We start from the raw sequence: 16995 nt of genomic DNA on the forward strand, positions 1-16995 counted from the left end.
TGAGTAACCAGCGATTAAAGTCGCTGGTTTTTATACTTTCAAACCACGTCAGCTTTATCTGCAACCTCAAAGCTGTGCTTTGAGCAACCTGCAGCTAGCTGCCTAGTTTGTTCTTTGATTTTCATTGAGTATTAGTTTGCTCAAATCCTATAACTAATGACTTATGAACATAAAATTCTACACCTAATTCTTGATATAAAAAAGCGAACAAGACGGAATTCTGACTCTCAGAAAACTCGTTTTGCTCGCTTTTTATAATTGAGATTAGTTATTGGTTTCAATCTCTAAAGTTTGGACAGTTATTACAGCAGTTTCTTTAAACAATGCTACTATTCTGCAATAACTTCCCACGAAATCTATACTTTCTCAAAAGTGTTTCTTGAGTTTGACAGATTCTATTCGTCTTCTTTTTTCTTTCCCATTGCTGCTAAGCCAAGAAGTGCTCCTACAGCTCCCAAGCTTGCAAGGGTAGCAGTTTCTTTTGCTCCTGTTTCAGGGAGAATGTCTTGACGATTTGCAGGTGCTTGATAAGTCTTTTCTTGTGACATAGCCTGAGCTACATGTGACTGCTCATCCTTGTATTCTGGGAGCTCATGGACAGTTGCCTCTGCTCCATTGACACCACCTGTGAACTCTGGAACATCATGGATAGCTGCTTCTGTTCCATTGACATTACCAGTAAACTCTGGAACATCATGGATAGCTGCTTCTGCTCCATTGACATTACCAGTAAATTCTGGAAGTTCATGACTAGCTGCTTCTGTTCCATTGACATTATCAGTAAACTCTGGAAGTTCATGACTAGCCGCTTCTGTTCCATTGACATTACCAGTAAACTCTGGAAGTTCATGACTAGCCGCTTCTGCTCCATTGACACCACCAGTAAACTCTGAAAGTTCATGACTAGCCGCTTCTGCTCCATTGACACCACCAGTAAACTCTGAAAGTTCATGACTAGCCGCTTCTGCTCCATTGACACCACCAGTAAACTCTGGAAGTTCATGACTAGCCACTTCTGAACCATTTACTCCACCTGTGAACTCTGGATCTTCTCCACGAATAACTGCTTCAGAGCCATTTACTCCACCAGTAAATTCTGGAAGTTCATGACTAGCTGCTTCTGTTCCATTGACACCACCTGTGAACTCTGCTACTTCATGAATCGCTGGATCTGTTTTACCTGTTTCAAATTTCTTAGTTCCGACTAGTACAATCTCATCTTGTGGTTCTTCAACAACTTCGCGAAGTTTTTCAGTACGGCTTCCATCCAATGCTACTTCGGTGATGATACGTTCTTTGCCTTCACGACCGGCCTGAGCTACTCGAGTTTCACCTTCTGACAGAGTTGGGTCATCTTGCTTAACTGTCTTGAAGCTGAGAGCTTCTTCAACAACTTCAAGACTTGGCTGACTAAAGCTCAATTCTTTAACACCTTCACCTGGCACAGATGTTCCTTCAAAAGTACCAACTTCTATGACACGATCTTGAGCTTCTTCACGTTCAACCTTAACTGTCTTACGTGTGTCTCCATCTACTTCTACATAAGTCGTTATTTGACCTACTTTGCCCTCTGAAACAACTTGTTCCTTGCCTTTGGCTAGGAAAGCATTCTCGCGACGAACAGTATTAAAGGCGATTGATTCTGTCGTTACTTCAAGGCTTGGTTGCGTTTGAATTAAGACATTATCTCCTTCAGTCGGAAGATTTGAATGTTTTACTTCCTCTTTCGGAGTCGCTTGAAGCTGGTTGATAGAAGTTAGAGCTGCTTGCAAGGCTTTGTCTACTGCATCCTGAGTTTTGGCTGCTTCGATCGCTGCGATGGCTTGTTCTGATAACTCGACTAGTTTCTTCTTAGCTTCTTTATCATTGCCTAGTTCCTTAGTCTTGTTTTGAATAGCCTCTGCCAAACTTGCCATGGCCTTATCATAGTCAATCTTAGACTCTTCTGGTTTGCTTGGTTCTTCTGGTTTTGGATCCTCTTTTGGAGTCGCTTGAAGCTGATTAATACCAGCTAGAGCATTTTCCAAAGCCTTATCTACTGCATCCTGAGTCTTAGCTTCTTGGATAGCTGTAAGAGCTTGTTCTGATAACTCAACTAGTTTCTTCTTAGCTTCTTTATCGCTACCTAGTTCCTTGCTCTTGTTTTGAATAGCCTCTGCCAAACTTGCCATGGCCTTATCATAGTCAATCTTAGACTCTTCTGGTTTGCTTGGTTCTTCTGGTTTTGGATCCTCTTTCGGAGTCGCTTGAAGTTGATTGATGGAAGTTAGAGCTGCTTGTAAGGCCTTATCGACTGCATCCTGTGTCTTAGCGTCTCTGATGGCAGTAAGGGATTGCTCTCCAAGTTCAACCAGTTTTTCCTGTGCAGCTACATCATCGACAAGTTCAGCAGCTTTTTTCTCGACTGCTGCAGCCAATTCTGCAATCGCCTTATGGCGGTCCACTTTAGACTCTTCTGATTTGCTTGGTTCTTCTGGTTTTGGATCCTCTTTTGGAGTCGCTTGAAGTTGGTTAATAGAAGCTAGGGCAGCTTGTAAAGCTTTATCTACTGCATCTTGAGTCTTAGCTTCTTCGATAGCAGCTAGAGCTTGTTCGGCCAACTCAACTAATTTCTTCTTAGCTTCTTTATCGTCACCAAGTTCTTTAGTCTTTCTTTCAATCGCTTCTGCCAGACTTGCCATAGCCTTGTCGTAGTCGATGGTTGGCTCTTCTGGTTTGCTTGGTTCTTCTGGTTTTGGTTCCTCTTTTGGAGTCGCTTGAAGTTGGTTGATAGAAGTTAGAGCTGCTTGCAAGGCTTTGTCTACCGCATCCTGAGTCTTAGCTGCTTCAATCGCTGCGATTGCTTGCTCGGACAACTCAACTAGTTTCTTCTTAGCTTCTTTATCGCTACCTAGTTCCTTGCTCTTGTTTTGAATAGCTTCTGCCAAGCTTGCCATAGCCTTATCATAGTCAATCTTAGGCTCTTCCGGCTGTGCTGGTGGCTCTGGTTTTGGTTCCTCTTTTGGAGTCGCTTGAAGTTGGTTGATAGAAGTTAGAGCTGCTTGCAAGGCTTTGTCTACCGCATCCTGAGTCTTAGCTGCTTCAATCGCTGCGATTGCTTGCTCGGACAACTCAACTAATTTCTTCTTAGCTTCTTTATCGTTGCCTAGTTCCTTGCTCTTGTTTTGGATGGCCTCTGCCAGACTTGCCATAGCCTTATCATAGTTAGGTTCTTCTGGTTGGGCTGGTGGTTCTGGTTTTGGTTCCTCTTTTGGAGTCGCTTGAAGTTGGTTGATAGAAGTTAGAGCTGCTTGCAAGACTTTGTCTACCGCATCCTGAGTCTTAGCTGCCTCAATAGCAGCAAGAGCTTGCTCTGATAACTCAACTAGTTTCTTCTTAGCTTCCTTATCATCACCTAGTTCCTTGCTCTTGTTTTGGATGGCCTCTGTCAGACTTGCCATAGCCTTATCATAGTTAGGCTCTTCTGGTTGGGCTGGTGGTTCTGGTTTTGGTTCCTCTTTCGGAGTCGCTTGAAGTTGGTTGATAGAAGTTAAAGCTGCTTGTAAGGCCTTATCGACTGCATCCTGAGTCTTGGCTGCTTCAATCGCTGCGATTGCTTGCTCGGACAACTCAACTAGTTTCTTCTTAGCTTCCTTATCATCACCTAGTTCCTTGCTCTTGTTTTGGATGGCCTCTGTCAGACTTGCCATAGCCTTATCATAGTTAGGCTCTTCTGGTTGGGCTGGTGTTTCTTCGACACCGTAGTTTTCTTCCTTATCAAGGATCGTTTGCAGAACTGTTGCTGTTTTCAGAACTTCTTGTGCATTTGCAGAACTTGCTGAAAGTTGTTCTGATAATTTGTCCAAGTTTGACTTGAAGGCTTGACGCGCCTCTGGAGTGTTCTTCAAGCTTGTTTGGTCAAATTTATCCAATTCATCCTTCCAGTTCTTCATAGCTTGAAGCAACTCTTCTTTGGTATAAAGAGCGCTACCTTCACCACGAGTGATGAACTGGTCAACTTGGATACCAATGTTTCTCGTAATATCATTACGTTTTGGATCCAATTGCAAGGTTACAGCATGCCATCCTTCTTCAAGTCCTGTTAAACGAACGAGAGTCTGATCACCTTGACGTGTGGCAGCTGTACCACTGAAGTACTTCTTACCGTTGTATTCAGACGCATTACCTAGGCCATCTTGATACTCGACTCTTCTACCATCTAACGTCACCTTGTAGATACCATGTCCAGGATCAACAAAACCTTTGATTTCAAGACCTGTACCGTAGAAGTAGGCTGTTACGCTAGCATTTTTCTTTTGCTCTTCAGTCAAACGACCAAATGATGCCCAAGACTCAGTGTTTTGGTATTTGCCAGAAGAATTGGTTTCATGGTGCCAACCTGGGCTATAGTCAAGTTGACTGACCTGATCATCGTGACTTACTTGATCTTTTTGAAGCAATTCAGCCTTCATTACTCGAACAGTTGCTTCAGTTGCAAATCCAAGCAAGGCATCGTCTGAAGCGCTAGTCATTTTCACTTTAAAGTCAAAGATTGAATCAGCTTGTTCCGTAAAGTCAATCGTTGGAATTGTTAAAGTCTTTTCTGTTTCACCTTCTTGGAAGGTCAAATCAGCTGTTGTATCCTTATAAACCTTACCGTGAACCCCTGTTCCTGGTTCAGTCACGACATGGACTGTTGCAGCTCCTTTGCTACCACCAACACGTTTAATGGTTACAGTAACTGGTTGGCCTTTTTGAACTTCATAGGTAGTTTCTTTCAACTCAAACATACCTTTACCAGCATTATTGAGCGTGTAAATACCTTCAGTTGCAATAGCTTTGCCAGTTTTGTTGACGAGTTTGATGGTGTGTTCACCTGGAGCCAAGTCATCTGTTTCATAAACCATCTGGCTACGTTTACGAGCCGCATTATTAGTTTGTACGTCTGCAACCTTTTGACCATCCACATAAACTGACATTTCACCGTGATTTGGATCCACTGTAGATACGACATAAGCCTTAGTTCCATTGAAACGGTAGGTTACGCTAGCATCTTTTTGATTGGTCCACATGGATGTTCCACGAACGCCTTCGGATTCGTCATACCAGGTTGTATTTGCTTTATCAGCTGTTGTATTTGAATGGTAATCCAAGCCTAGAGGATAGCCATCTGTTTTTTCGATACTACTTGGTGTCTTATAAACAGAGAAGTTTGTCAAAATAGGTGTTGCTTGCGCACCAGTAATAGTCACACGAATCTTTTGTGCTTCTACTGGTTGACCTTGGATTAGGCGACGATAACCAACAGTTGAGCCTTCACCGTATGGTACCCAACGGCCATTGAGTTCAACTTCAACCTTGAAGCCAGAGATACGCTGACCTTTAGCGATATCTTCTTTGAGTTCAATCACGTCAAAGCGTCTCTTTTGACCAAGATCGACAGTAAATTCACCTGTCTTAGCATCATTTGCTAATGCCCAGCTAGTATCATCCTTACCATCTGTTAGGTGGCTTGCTTGATACAAGTGATTCTTACGAGTAGAGCTTGCAGTTACAGTTGCACCCTTAGCAAAGTCAGTCGCATACATTTGATCCAAGGTTGCTCGGAATTCTTTCAAGCGCGCCACATCTGCATCTGCGAATTTACCTTCTTTATTAGGTGGAATATTGAGTAGAAGTGGCGTTCCACGACCAACAGACTTGAAGTAGATATCCATCAAATCTTTGATTGATTTTGGTTGTTGATTGTCATGGTAGAACCAACCTGAACGGATAGAAACGTCTGCTTCACCGACAGAGTACATATCTCCTTCTGGGTCTCCATGGTTGAGATATTCATTCTTCACATCGTCAGTGATCTTAGCTTTCTTGACCTTATGCCAAACTGGATCTCCGGCGATACCACGTTCATTACCGATCCAACGGACGCTTGTCGGTTGTGCAGAGAAGATGGCGATGTCTCCTTCAGCTTCCTTGATGTACTTGAACCATTCGTCAAAGGTATAGGTTACTTTTTGAGCTCCACTACCACGCGCACCGTCCATCCAGACTTCGATGAATTTACCATTGTTACCGTATTTAGGATTTCCAAGGATTTCCTTAAGTTGGTTGAGATAGTATTCGTTATACTCTTTTTCAGTTGAAACATGATATTTAGGATGGTTGGCATCCCATGGTGATAGGTAAACACCCATATTCATGTCATACTTGGTTGCTGATTTAGAGATTTCTTCGAGAAGGTCTCCCTTACCGTCTTTCCATGGACTTGCAGCTACCGTATGGTCTGTGTATTTAGATGGATAAATCACAAAACCGTCATGGTGTTTGACAACCATGATTGTTCGTTTGAATCCAGCATCCTTCAAAGTCTTAATCCACTGGTCTGTATCAAGGTTTGTTGGATTAAAGTTTTGAGGATTTTCTCTACCGTTACCCCACTCAGAGTTGGTGTAAGTGTTCATTCCATAGTGGATGAAGGCAGCCAATTCTTCTTTATGGTAGTCCAATTGAGCCTTGCTTGGAAGTGGTCCATAGTTTCCAATTTCTGTTTCTTCGTCTTTTGGATCCACTACTGGAGTTGCAGGAGTTACTGGTTTTGGATCTTCAATTTTTTCGTATTCAAAAATAACTTGGTTCACTCCTTTATGTTGGATAGTTGCTTCTTGGCTTGCATTGACTGCACGGTAGCCTGCAATTTCTTTGGCTTGGAATCTATGAACAAAGGAAACTTCATATTCTTTACCATCGTTATTATCCACAGTCGCAGCTGCTAATTCTTGGTCGGTACCTTTCAAACGATAATGAACGTCAAAGGAACCTTTATTGACCTTATAAACAACCTTGATAACGCGAGTTCCTGCAGGAGCCTTGCTCACAACACTATAATCATCTTCCCAAGCGTCTTTTAGTTGCTTATTGACAGTTTTGCCGTCAATCGATACAATCTCATATTTTTCTTTATTCTTCTTGAAGAAGTCAGTCTTTTCAATTTCTGTTTTATAGTTATAGTCGAACTGAGTTCCAACTTCTGTCTTTTCAACAAAAGTATCGTTTTCTTTGACTGGATTATCATTTTGGTCTAGGTGTTCGACAACAACTCGTCCATAATCAACACCTTCAAGAAGAGTCGCTACACCACTTTCATCGAAGGAATATTTGTTTTCACCGATAACAGCTGTCTTATTTCGAAGCATTTCTCCCTCTGGAGTGAAGTAATAACGATTGCCGTTATCGCCTTGATACCAGCCTTTAACACCGTATTTGTCAATGATTTCTTTGACCCATGCCAATTGTTCTGGTGAGAGGACAAGCCCTCCTCCAAAGCGATCTTTTTCAGCAATGTTCGCATTATCGACAGTACCACGTTGGTGGATCCCAATGACCTTACCATCACCGTTGATAATCCCACCACCTGAAAGACCTGATACAGAAGTCAAACGATAAGTGACACCAACTGTTCCCTTATCATCATACTTTTCAGTACCTTTAACAACACCGTCCGCCTTATACAATTGACCTGGAACAATTGGTTCCTTCAATTCTGGAGAAGTTGAATCTGTAGGGTAACCGATGGTGCTAACAGGTTCTCCAGCTTTGTATTCTCGATGTTCTGCTAAAGGAGTAAAGGTAGCTGCCTTATTTGGACTTGCAATTGAAAGTGGAACTGGAGCTACAACCAAGGCTAGGTCATTCTTATAGCCTTCACCGAATTTTTCTTTATTCCAGAAATGAATATCTTTTTCCTTGAACAAAACAGTATTTCCTGAGCTTGGCAAAGAATTATTCTTAGCAGTATTTGAACCTACATTGTAATAGAACTTAGCCGTGTCACCACCACGGATAGAGCCAGCATTAGTATCCGCATCCTTGACCAAGAAGTTGTGGGCCACTGTCAAGATGACATTTGGAGCAACAAAGATACCTGAACCTGAGTTAAGGTATCGCTGACTACCGCCATTGGCCAAAGGTGAGCTAAAGATTGAATAAACCATAGTAGCAGATGTAGCTGGTTGACCTTCATAATTGATATGCTTAAGGTCTTGTCCGCCATTGATAATGGCTCTATTTTCTTTTCCAGCTTCAGATGGAGCTGCTTCTGCAGGTTTCAAAATGCTCTTAGTCTCTACTTGTGGGCTATCTTTTTCTGATACAATAGCTGCAGTATCGACTTTTTTCACTGGAGTATCAGGATAAGCACGATCAGAAATTTCTTCAGGGAGTAAATCACCAGCCACTTCAGCAGTCTTTCCTTCCTCTGCCACCTTCTCGACAGCAGGTTCTGTTTTTTCAGTTACTTCTTCTTTGACTGCTTCTTCTTTTTTATGATCTACATCTGCCACTTCTTTTGCTTTACTATCTACTTCAAGTTTTGGTTCTGTCACAAGTTCACTAGCCGCAACATTACCAGATGCAAAAAAAGCAAGACCGACTGCTACAGAAGCAACACCAACAGTCAGTTTACGAATACTAAATATTCGACCTTTTTCTAAAAAATATTGTTTCATCAAATACTCCTAATCTTCTAGAGCAGTCAGCTACTGCCCGAGCCCAGTGTTATCTGGCGACAATTTTTGTTTGATTTCCTAGCTTAAAATTCTGCTCCTAAGCTATTTATTTTTGGGCAAGCCCTTATGAGGAAATCGCTTACATTTCTTGAAAATAAAATAAGGCTCAAACTAGCAAAAATTTTACCTAGAGTTTCTGCAGTATAATAAATATACTATATTATCCTGAAAAATGCAAGGGTTTCCAAAGTTTTAACTGGATTTTTACTAAATACTTTTGCCACTATTTACCACTAAAAAATCCTAAATTGGCAAGGCCAACTTAGGATTGTTTTGTTTTGAAGTGATAGTAAGCTCCAAGCATACCCGCAGTATTTTGATGACGCGCAAACTCTAATCTTGTTTTTTCCGCTAAACTTGGAACAAGCGCATCTTTCAGAGCTGTACGAATTTTCGGTTTCAAAATCGCTTCCTGCCCCATAATACCACCACCTAGTATAACAACCTCTGGATTGGCAACATAACAGATGTTAGCAAGACCTTTCCCAAGATAGTCTACCATACGGTCAATTCCCTCCATACAGAGTTTATTACCTTCAGTAGCTTCCTTGAAGATTCTGCGACCATTCCAATGGGCTACTTCTTCATCATGAGCCTTAGCTACATACTCAACCAAGGCAGTTGTAGAAGCTAAATCTTGGAAAGCCCCATCTTGCATATGCATATAGCCAACTTCACAGGCAGAATTACTAAATCCATGGAAAATCTGGCCGTCAATGATTAAGCAACCGCCGATACCTGTTCCGATGGTCAAACATAGCGTTATTCCTGCACCTTTTCCAGATCCAGAAACAGCTTCTGCTAGCCCTGCACAGTTGACATCATTTTCAATTTCACAAGGAACTTGGAAACTTTCTTCAATTTCTTTCTTAAATTGAGTCCCTGCATAGTTCGGGATCTGTGGACCAGCATAGAAAATCTCACCCTTATCAGGATCAACCATTCCCGCTGAGGAAATAGCCACACCTGCCACCGGTCCTTTTTCTAGATAGCTAGCGACAATATCTTTTGTTTTCTGTAAGATATGTGGACCGCCCTTATGAGCCTCAGTTGCTACTTCGTGAGACTCTACAAGTTGTCCATCTTGGTCAATCAAACCATATTTGATATTAGTTCCACCAATATCAATTGCAACGTAATTAGTCATAAAGCCTCCTATTGATTAGAGGAAACGCTCCTTAGTTTCACGAATCAATTGAGCAGCTGCTTCTACAACTGGACGATCTTCTTCGGTCACTGGTGTAAGTGGAGAACGAACTGATCCGATATTAAGTCCTTCATTGATTTTCAAGACTTCCTTGATAACGCCGTACATGTTTCCATGTGCAGCAGTCAATTTACCAATGATAGCATTGATTGCATATTGCAATTCACGCGCTGTTTCTAGGTCTTTGTCTGCAATCAATTGGTTGAGTTTCAAGAAGAGTTCTGGCATAGCACCATAAGTACCACCGATACCAGCTTTTGCACCCATGAGACGTCCACCTAGGAATTGTTCATCTGGACCGTTAAAGACGATATGATCATCACCACCAAGACTAACAAAAGTTTGGATATCTTGAACTGGCATTGAAGAATTTTTAACACCGATGACACGTGGGTTCTTCAACATTTCTGTGTAAAGACTTGGAGTCAAAGCAACACCTGCCAATTGAGGAATGTTATAGATAACGTAGTCTGTGTTTGGTGCTGCTGCACTGATGTCGTTCCAGTATTTTGCTACTGAGTATTCAGGCAAACGGAAGTAAATTGGTGGGATTGTTGCGATAGCATCTACACCCAAGCTCTCTGCATGACGAGCAAGTTCGATACTGTCTTTAGTATTGTTGCAAGCCACGTGTGCAATAATTGTCAATTTACCTTTAGCAACTGCCATGACTTCTTCCAAAATCAACTTGCGGTCTTCTACGCTTTGGTAGATACATTCACCTGAAGAACCGTTGACATAAAGTCCTTGAACACCTTTATCAATAAAGTATTGCACCAAAGCACGAGTACGTTCTGGGCTTACTTCGCCCGCATCATCATAACATGCGTAGAAGGCAGGAATGACGCCTTCATATTTTTTTAAATCTGACATAGATTTCTCCTAAGATTTCTTATTATCTGCTCTGAGCAGATGATTTTTTACTATTTTAGTATACACCTTGTAAAAAGCGCTTTCAATACATCTCAGCCACTTAGATTTTAATTTCTATTCATCTCCCATAGCTTTTCATGTTTGAAAGTAGTTTCATATCATTTTCAATCTGCTTGATATTTAGCAAACAATTTTTCCATTAATCCAGCCTGGCAAAAGGCAAGAAGGCCAAAGCCAAAGAGTAGAAATGCTGAACCACCAAGTACGAGCGTAAAGCCTGATAGATAGAGAAGCATCATGATTAATAAAATAATCGCAAGCATCAAGAAGAACCACACGAAGTTAAAGCTAACTAAGAGCAAGCCCTTTTGGAGTACTTCTTTCCAAGTCAAGTCATAGCGTGCTGCAATTGGATAGCTAGCCAACATAACCAGAGTTAAAAATATTAGAATTCCTAAGCAAATGGCTTTAATGAGCTGGAAGCCTAGGCCTGTTTGCCCCCAGAATAGAGACAAGTCAACTACACTAATTAGAAAAATTCCTAGTTCCAACAAACCTAACTGGAGGCCTAATTTCAAATTTTGCTTAAAGGCTCTCATATACGTTTTAAAAACAGGAACACGACGACTACTCTTAACTTCGAAGATTGTCTGATAGAGACTAATTTTTGCTACTCCGATTGTCACAATAGGCAAACAAGACACAACAAAAAGTAGGTTGACCGTCACGATATCTAACACTTTCTCACAAAATCGCATAAGAAAGTTATCCGTATCGAATGCTGCTTTTATCAATCCAGATCCTTTCTGTGCCATTGTTTGCTCCTCCTAACTGACTAATCGATTAAAATTTTAAATAAGTATTTGCGAACTTTATCTTCCATACCTGCATAACCATTAGGTTGATGAGGTTCACCTGGGAAGAAGATTGCAAAATTGTGATAACCCAACAAAAGTGGGTAGTGTTCGTGACAATGGACAAAGCCAATATCACTGGCTTCATCAAAGGCTACAGCCTCGTCTTTTACACGAGAACCGTAACTAGAATACTCATGTCCTTCAACTAACAAATGCAAATCTGCATAGTTTTTATGATGCTCAAAGCGATCATTTTCATCTTGGTTGAGAACATTTTCCTGTACAACTAGAAAGACTTTATCCCCATCAATCTCGTATTTGCCTAATTCAAAGCTATCCTTACGATGCTCATAGAGATAATCAATAGCCTTATCTAGATTAGGATGAATTCCCTTGTAAAAGCTAATGTTTTTTAAATCATCAAAAATCATAGTAATTTCCTTTACCTGATTGTTACCTTCAGACATACGATGTCTAGCCAGTAAGTTTATAAGTGTCTAACAAAACTTCATGAAGTAAGCAACTCCTCTCCATTTTGTAGACACTTATATATCCTGTATTCTCTTAGTCTATCAACTATACTTCTGCATACTGATAAACAGATTCTACTATATTCAATTTTCGCAGAGGACTATCCTTTGACAGCTCCCATAGTAATCCCTTGAGTAAAGGATTTTTGGAAGACCAGGAAGACTGTTACGATTGGCACAGCTGCAAGGGCAGCACCTGCCATGATTAATCCATAGTTAGTTGCCATCTCGGCCTGCATAGTTGCAACCCCGAGTGAGATGGTCAAATTATTGCGTGAAGTCAACATAACCAACTGCATGAAGTAGTCATTCCATGTATTGATGAAGGTAAAGATTGCAAGGGCTGCAAATCCAGGCTTCACGATAGGGAAGGCTACGCTCCAGAAAGTACGAATCTCACCGCATCCGTCAATCTTAGCAGATTCGAGCAATTCTGTTGGAATGTTTTCACTGAACTGTTTCATAAGGAAGACCCCAAATGGCCATCCAATCAAAGGCAAGATAACTGCCCAAAGAGTGTCATGGATTCCCATGAAATTGACGATACGTACCAATGGAACAAGGACAACTTGTTTTGGAAGAGCCATGGCTGCGATAAAGATTGCAAAGAGGATGCGTTGGCCATAGAAACGTTTCTTAGCCAATACATAACCTGCTAGGGATGAAGTTGCACAAACCAAGAACATTGTTACCAATGAAATGAAGACTGAGTTCCACATCCATTGCAAGGCTGGGTTTTGCACCATCAATTGTTGGAAGTTCTCCATTGTTGGAGCTTTAGGGAACCATTGTGGTGGAATCATAATGGTATCTGGTTGTGATTTGAATGCACCTGTCAAGATCCAGTAGAATGGGAAGATAAACAGTACAGTCAACAAGAGCAAAATGATTGTTGAAATAACAGTAAAGGCTGTTAAAGGTTTCTTTTGTGTAGATTGCATAGCTGTCTCCTTTCTTTAGTATTCTACGTCGTTTCCAAGTACTTTAAATTGAACGAAGCTTACGATAGCAATCATAACTGCTAAGAAGACACCGATGGTGTTGGCATAGCCGTACTCTGTCAATTGGAAAGCTTTTTCGTAAAGGTAGTACATAAGTGTACTTGTTGAGTAGTTTGGACCACCAGATGTCAACAACTGAATCAAGGCGAAACACTGGAATGAGTTAATTGTTGTAATGATTGCAATGTAAAGTGTTGTTGGAAGGAGGCTAGGCCATTTAATCTTCCAGAAAACTTGCAATTCAGTCGCACCGTCAACTCGAGCTGCTTCCACCAATGAATTGTCGATATTCCCCATGGCAGCGATATAAAGGATAATCGGCTGACCAACAGATGTAGTCAAAAGGATAATCATAATCGCCATCAAAGCCCAGTTTTTATCTCCCAACCAAGAAATGTTTTGGCTGATGATGTGACTTGACTTAAGGACAAAGTTAAGAATCCCTGATAGTGGGTCATAAATCCATTTCCAAACAACTGTTACGGCAACACTACCTGTTACAACAGGAAGGAAGAAGACGAAACGGTAGAAGGATCTGGCAATGGCATTTTGATGATAGGTCTGAGATGCTACAAAGAGTGAGAATAGAACAACAATCGGAACCGATCCAATAACCAGAATAACGGTATTAATCAAAGACTTCATAAAGACAGGGTCTTTAAACATGCGAACGTAGTTGTCCAAGCCCACAAACTCAAAGCTAGTCATCGAATAGTTGAAGAAACTTGTGATGAAGCCCATGATCATTGGAGCTAAAACGAAGACGGTAAAGAAGATTAATACTGGTGCTAGGAATGCGTAGGAAATAATAGTTTCCCGCATGCGAATTTTATTGATTTTCACAGTTGGCACCTCACTTTCACATAGTTTTGTTTTTTTGACTGTTATCTGACCCTGATCTAAAATCAAAATGAAATTTTTCTAAGATTCGTCAATGTAAAAACTTCATTTTAATTTTGACCTGTCAGTTGCTTCTATTTCAAACAAAAGTCCCCCTTTTCATACACAGATATGCTCAGGGAAAAGGGGGGAACTCAGTTTTTATTTAGGGCTTATTATTTAGCTGCTTTTTTGATTGTTTCATTCGCTTTTTCAGTGAATGCTTTCAATGCTGCAGCAGGTTGTTCGTCACCATTTGATACAGCTTGCAACATTGGGAACCAAAGTGTTCTCATTTCAGCAAATCCGTCGATTGTGTTGTAATATGGTGAGTAGTATTGAGTCCAACCACTGATTGTTTCCATACGTTTGTCATCGTAAAGTTTTCCAAATGAAGTACGAACTGGGAATGCTCCTGTACGAACTACGTCTTTAGGACCCCACTCTTTATCATCAGCGATGAATTGGATGAATTTCTTAGCTGCTGCGACTTTCTTTTCGTCTTTGTTATTAAATACTGCAAATCCGTTCACAAGGTATTCAAGAGCTGGTTTGCCTGAGTCAGATGGGAATGGTACTTCTACCACTTCAACTTTACTTGCTTCCAAAAGTTTAGCTTGGATACCGTTTTGAGCTGGTGCCCAAAGGATTGTGTATGAAGTTTGACCGTTTGCAAAGTTTTGGATGTCTGCTCCACCGTCAAATTGTGAACCGTTGTTCAACAAACCGTCTTTGATCCAGCTAGCTGCTTTTTCAAGACCTTTAACGAATTTAGGATCGTCAGTTGTATATTTAGTTACTTCTTTATCAGTTACAGAACCGCCGTAAAGGTTAGAGATGAAGGCACGTGTTCCTTGGTCTCCCCCTTGACCAGAACTGAACAATGAACCTGGAGTATATCCTTTATCTTTGAGCGCTTTCAAAACTTTTTCAAAGTCGTCTGTTGTCCAACCTTCTTTAACAAGGTTAGCTACACCAGCGTCTTCCAACATTTTCTTGTTCATAGCCATGTAGAATGGTGCAGAACTGATTGGATACATGTAAGCTTTATCGCCAGCTTTACTTGCTTGTACGATGTTTTCGTTGTTAACATCTTTCACAAATTCATCTGTAAAGAGGTCATTCAACTCAGCCAATTTACCATTTTTACCGTAATTGATGATACGACCCGGTGCATCGAAAAGTACATCTGGAGCTGTTCCAGCTTCGATAGCTGTCGTGATTTTTTCTGGTCCAGACTTGAAGTCGATTGTTTCTAGTTTAACTTTGATATCTGGATTTGCTTTTTCGAATGCTTCGATGATAGATTTTTCATAAGTTCCTACACCGTCACCAGATTTTTCTTGAGTGAAGACTGGGAAAGCCCACCAAGTGATTTCTGTTGTTGCTGCATCGCCTGATTTGGCTGCATCTTTGTTAGCGTCTGATTTGCCACAAGCAGCAAGTGATAGAACCGCAGCACCCGCAAGTACTGTACAAGCTAATTTTCTAAATTTCATTTGTATTCTCCTAAATGATGTTAAGCGTATCCGAATTGGATAAAGAGCAATATCGACTTTGTATACGTTTTTATTTCTTCCTACTAATCAACCACTCTCCTCGTTTTTTATATTGTGTTATTTAAGACCTGCAACAAAGCGTTCCGTAATCTCTTTTGGTCTAGTAATAGCGCCACCTACAACGATGCCTCGAACCCCATAACCTAGGATTTGCTTAGCTTGTTCTGGTGTGTGAATTTTCCCTTCTGCAATGACATCCACGCCGGCATCACAGAGTTTCTTGATCAATTCGAAATCAGGACCATCCACTTTTGGACTGTAAGATGTATACCCCGATAACGTTGTTCCGACAAAGTCAATTCCTGCCTCTACTGCTGCTAGTCCTTCTTCGAAAGTACTTGTATCCGCCATCAATAATTGATTTGGATATTTTTCCTTCACTTGGCGAATAAATTCTTGAATCTCTAAGCCGTCATAACGTTCACGCTTAGTACAGTCAAGAGCGATAACTTCGATATCTAGCGCAGCTAATTCATCCACTTCCTTCATTGTAGCAGTAATGAATGGTTCTTGTGGTGGATAGTCTCGCTTGATAATCCCGATAATTGGAAGTTTTGTAACTTCCTTGATTTCCTTGATATCTCGGACACTGTTTGCCCGAATACCGACCGCTCCACCTTGCTCTGCTGCTTTGACTAGCAAGGGGATTACTCCTCCCGCTTCTGTGTAGAGCGGTTCATGAGGAAGAGCCTGGCAAGAAACAATGATTCCATCTTTAATCTGTTCAATCAAAGCTTCTTTACTAATTTGTGGCATCCACTTTCCTCCTTTTCTTTTCCTTTGTACTTATGTGACTATTATAGCTCATTATTAAAACGCTTTCAATATTTTGTACTAGAATAGATTGAAGTTTCAAAACAATTTTATGCAACAATTCATCCTGAAAGTAGTTTCAGACGTCTAAAATTCTTCCCAGTACCTCTCAAAGCCTTGAAAACATCGCTTTTTACTCGTAGAAACGAAAGAAAAAGGCCGTAACACCTTCTGGTTACGACCCTTTCTATTAAAGAGCAAATTTCTCTATAAAACCTTTAAGTTTATCTATTGCACTAATATTCTTTTTTCTTACCCATGGCGAACATGCCAAGAAGCATCCCCACAAGTCCTACACTTGCAAGAGTTGCAGCATCTTCACTTCCAGTTTCAGGAAGGGCTTGCTGACGTGTTGCAGGCGCTGCTGGTGCCTGATAGGTCTTACCTTGGGCCATGGCCTGAACCACAATATCTTGCTCACCTTTGAACTCAGGGACTTCATGGACAGTTGCTTCTGCACCATTAACTCCGTCTACAAATTCTGGGGTTTCTAACTTAGCTGATTCTACTGCATTCACACTACCGCTAAATTCTGGGACTTCATGAATAGCGGCTTCGCCATTTACTCCTCCGGTGAACTCTGGGACTTCATGTACAGCACCTTCAGCACCATTAACTCCGTCTACAAATTCTGGGGTTTCTAACTTAGCTGATTCTACTGCATTCACACTACCGCTAAATTCTGGGACTTCATGAATAGCGGCTTCGCCATTTACTCCTCCGGTGAACTCTG

At 41.1% G+C, this 16995-nt stretch carries 10 protein-coding genes; all 10 read right to left on the reverse strand.

All coding sequences use genetic code 11. From position 1 onward, the window contains the following. Window positions 1–395: 395 nt before the first annotated feature. Window positions 396–8483 carry an SIALI-17 repeat-containing surface protein gene (locus QM928_RS08560; protein WP_414321995.1) on the reverse strand — a complete coding sequence of 2696 codons (8088 nt, stop codon included), beginning with the start codon at window positions 8481–8483 and terminating at the stop codon, window positions 396–398. A 322-nt stretch (window positions 8484–8805) separates the two neighbouring features. Then, window positions 8806–9690 (reverse strand): ROK family protein, encoded by an 885-nt coding sequence (locus QM928_RS08565; protein ID WP_075228292.1) that lies wholly within the window; start codon window positions 9688–9690, stop codon window positions 8806–8808. Window positions 9691–9705: 15 nt separating this feature from the next. Continuing rightward, entirely contained in the window at window positions 9706–10623 is a 918-nt protein-coding gene (locus QM928_RS08570; protein WP_016466210.1) for a dihydrodipicolinate synthase family protein, read from the reverse strand. Between the two features lie 164 nt (window positions 10624–10787). Next, window positions 10788–11438 (reverse strand): DUF624 domain-containing protein, encoded by a 651-nt coding sequence (locus QM928_RS08575; protein WP_414295135.1) that lies wholly within the window; start codon window positions 11436–11438, stop codon window positions 10788–10790. A gap of 20 nt (window positions 11439–11458) precedes the next feature. Beyond that, complete coding sequence (locus QM928_RS08580) at window positions 11459–11911, reverse strand: YhcH/YjgK/YiaL family protein (RefSeq protein WP_049548140.1); 453 nt, start codon at window positions 11909–11911, stop codon at window positions 11459–11461. Window positions 11912–12111: 200 nt separating this feature from the next. Beyond that, entirely contained in the window at window positions 12112–12951 is an 840-nt protein-coding gene (locus tag QM928_RS08585) for a carbohydrate ABC transporter permease (RefSeq protein WP_075229735.1), read from the reverse strand. Window positions 12952–12966: 15 nt separating this feature from the next. After that, window positions 12967–13833 carry a carbohydrate ABC transporter permease gene (locus tag QM928_RS08590; protein ID WP_414295137.1) on the reverse strand — a complete coding sequence of 289 codons (867 nt, stop codon included), beginning with the start codon at window positions 13831–13833 and terminating at the stop codon, window positions 12967–12969. A 233-nt stretch (window positions 13834–14066) separates the two neighbouring features. Then, window positions 14067–15389 (reverse strand): ABC transporter substrate-binding protein, encoded by a 1323-nt coding sequence (locus tag QM928_RS08595; RefSeq protein ID WP_371608450.1) that lies wholly within the window; start codon window positions 15387–15389, stop codon window positions 14067–14069. 117 nt (window positions 15390–15506) lie between these two features. Further along, complete coding sequence (locus tag QM928_RS08600) at window positions 15507–16205, reverse strand: N-acetylmannosamine-6-phosphate 2-epimerase (RefSeq protein ID WP_311523627.1); 699 nt, start codon at window positions 16203–16205, stop codon at window positions 15507–15509. Between the two features lie 293 nt (window positions 16206–16498). Next, window positions 16499–16995 (reverse strand): SIALI-17 repeat-containing surface protein (locus QM928_RS08605; protein ID WP_414295136.1); only part of this gene is annotated, 497 nt, incomplete at its 5' end.

It is taken from the genome of Streptococcus infantis (genome assembly GCF_047460405.1).
Taxonomy (GTDB): Bacteria; Bacillota; Bacilli; order Lactobacillales; family Streptococcaceae; genus Streptococcus; species Streptococcus infantis_Q.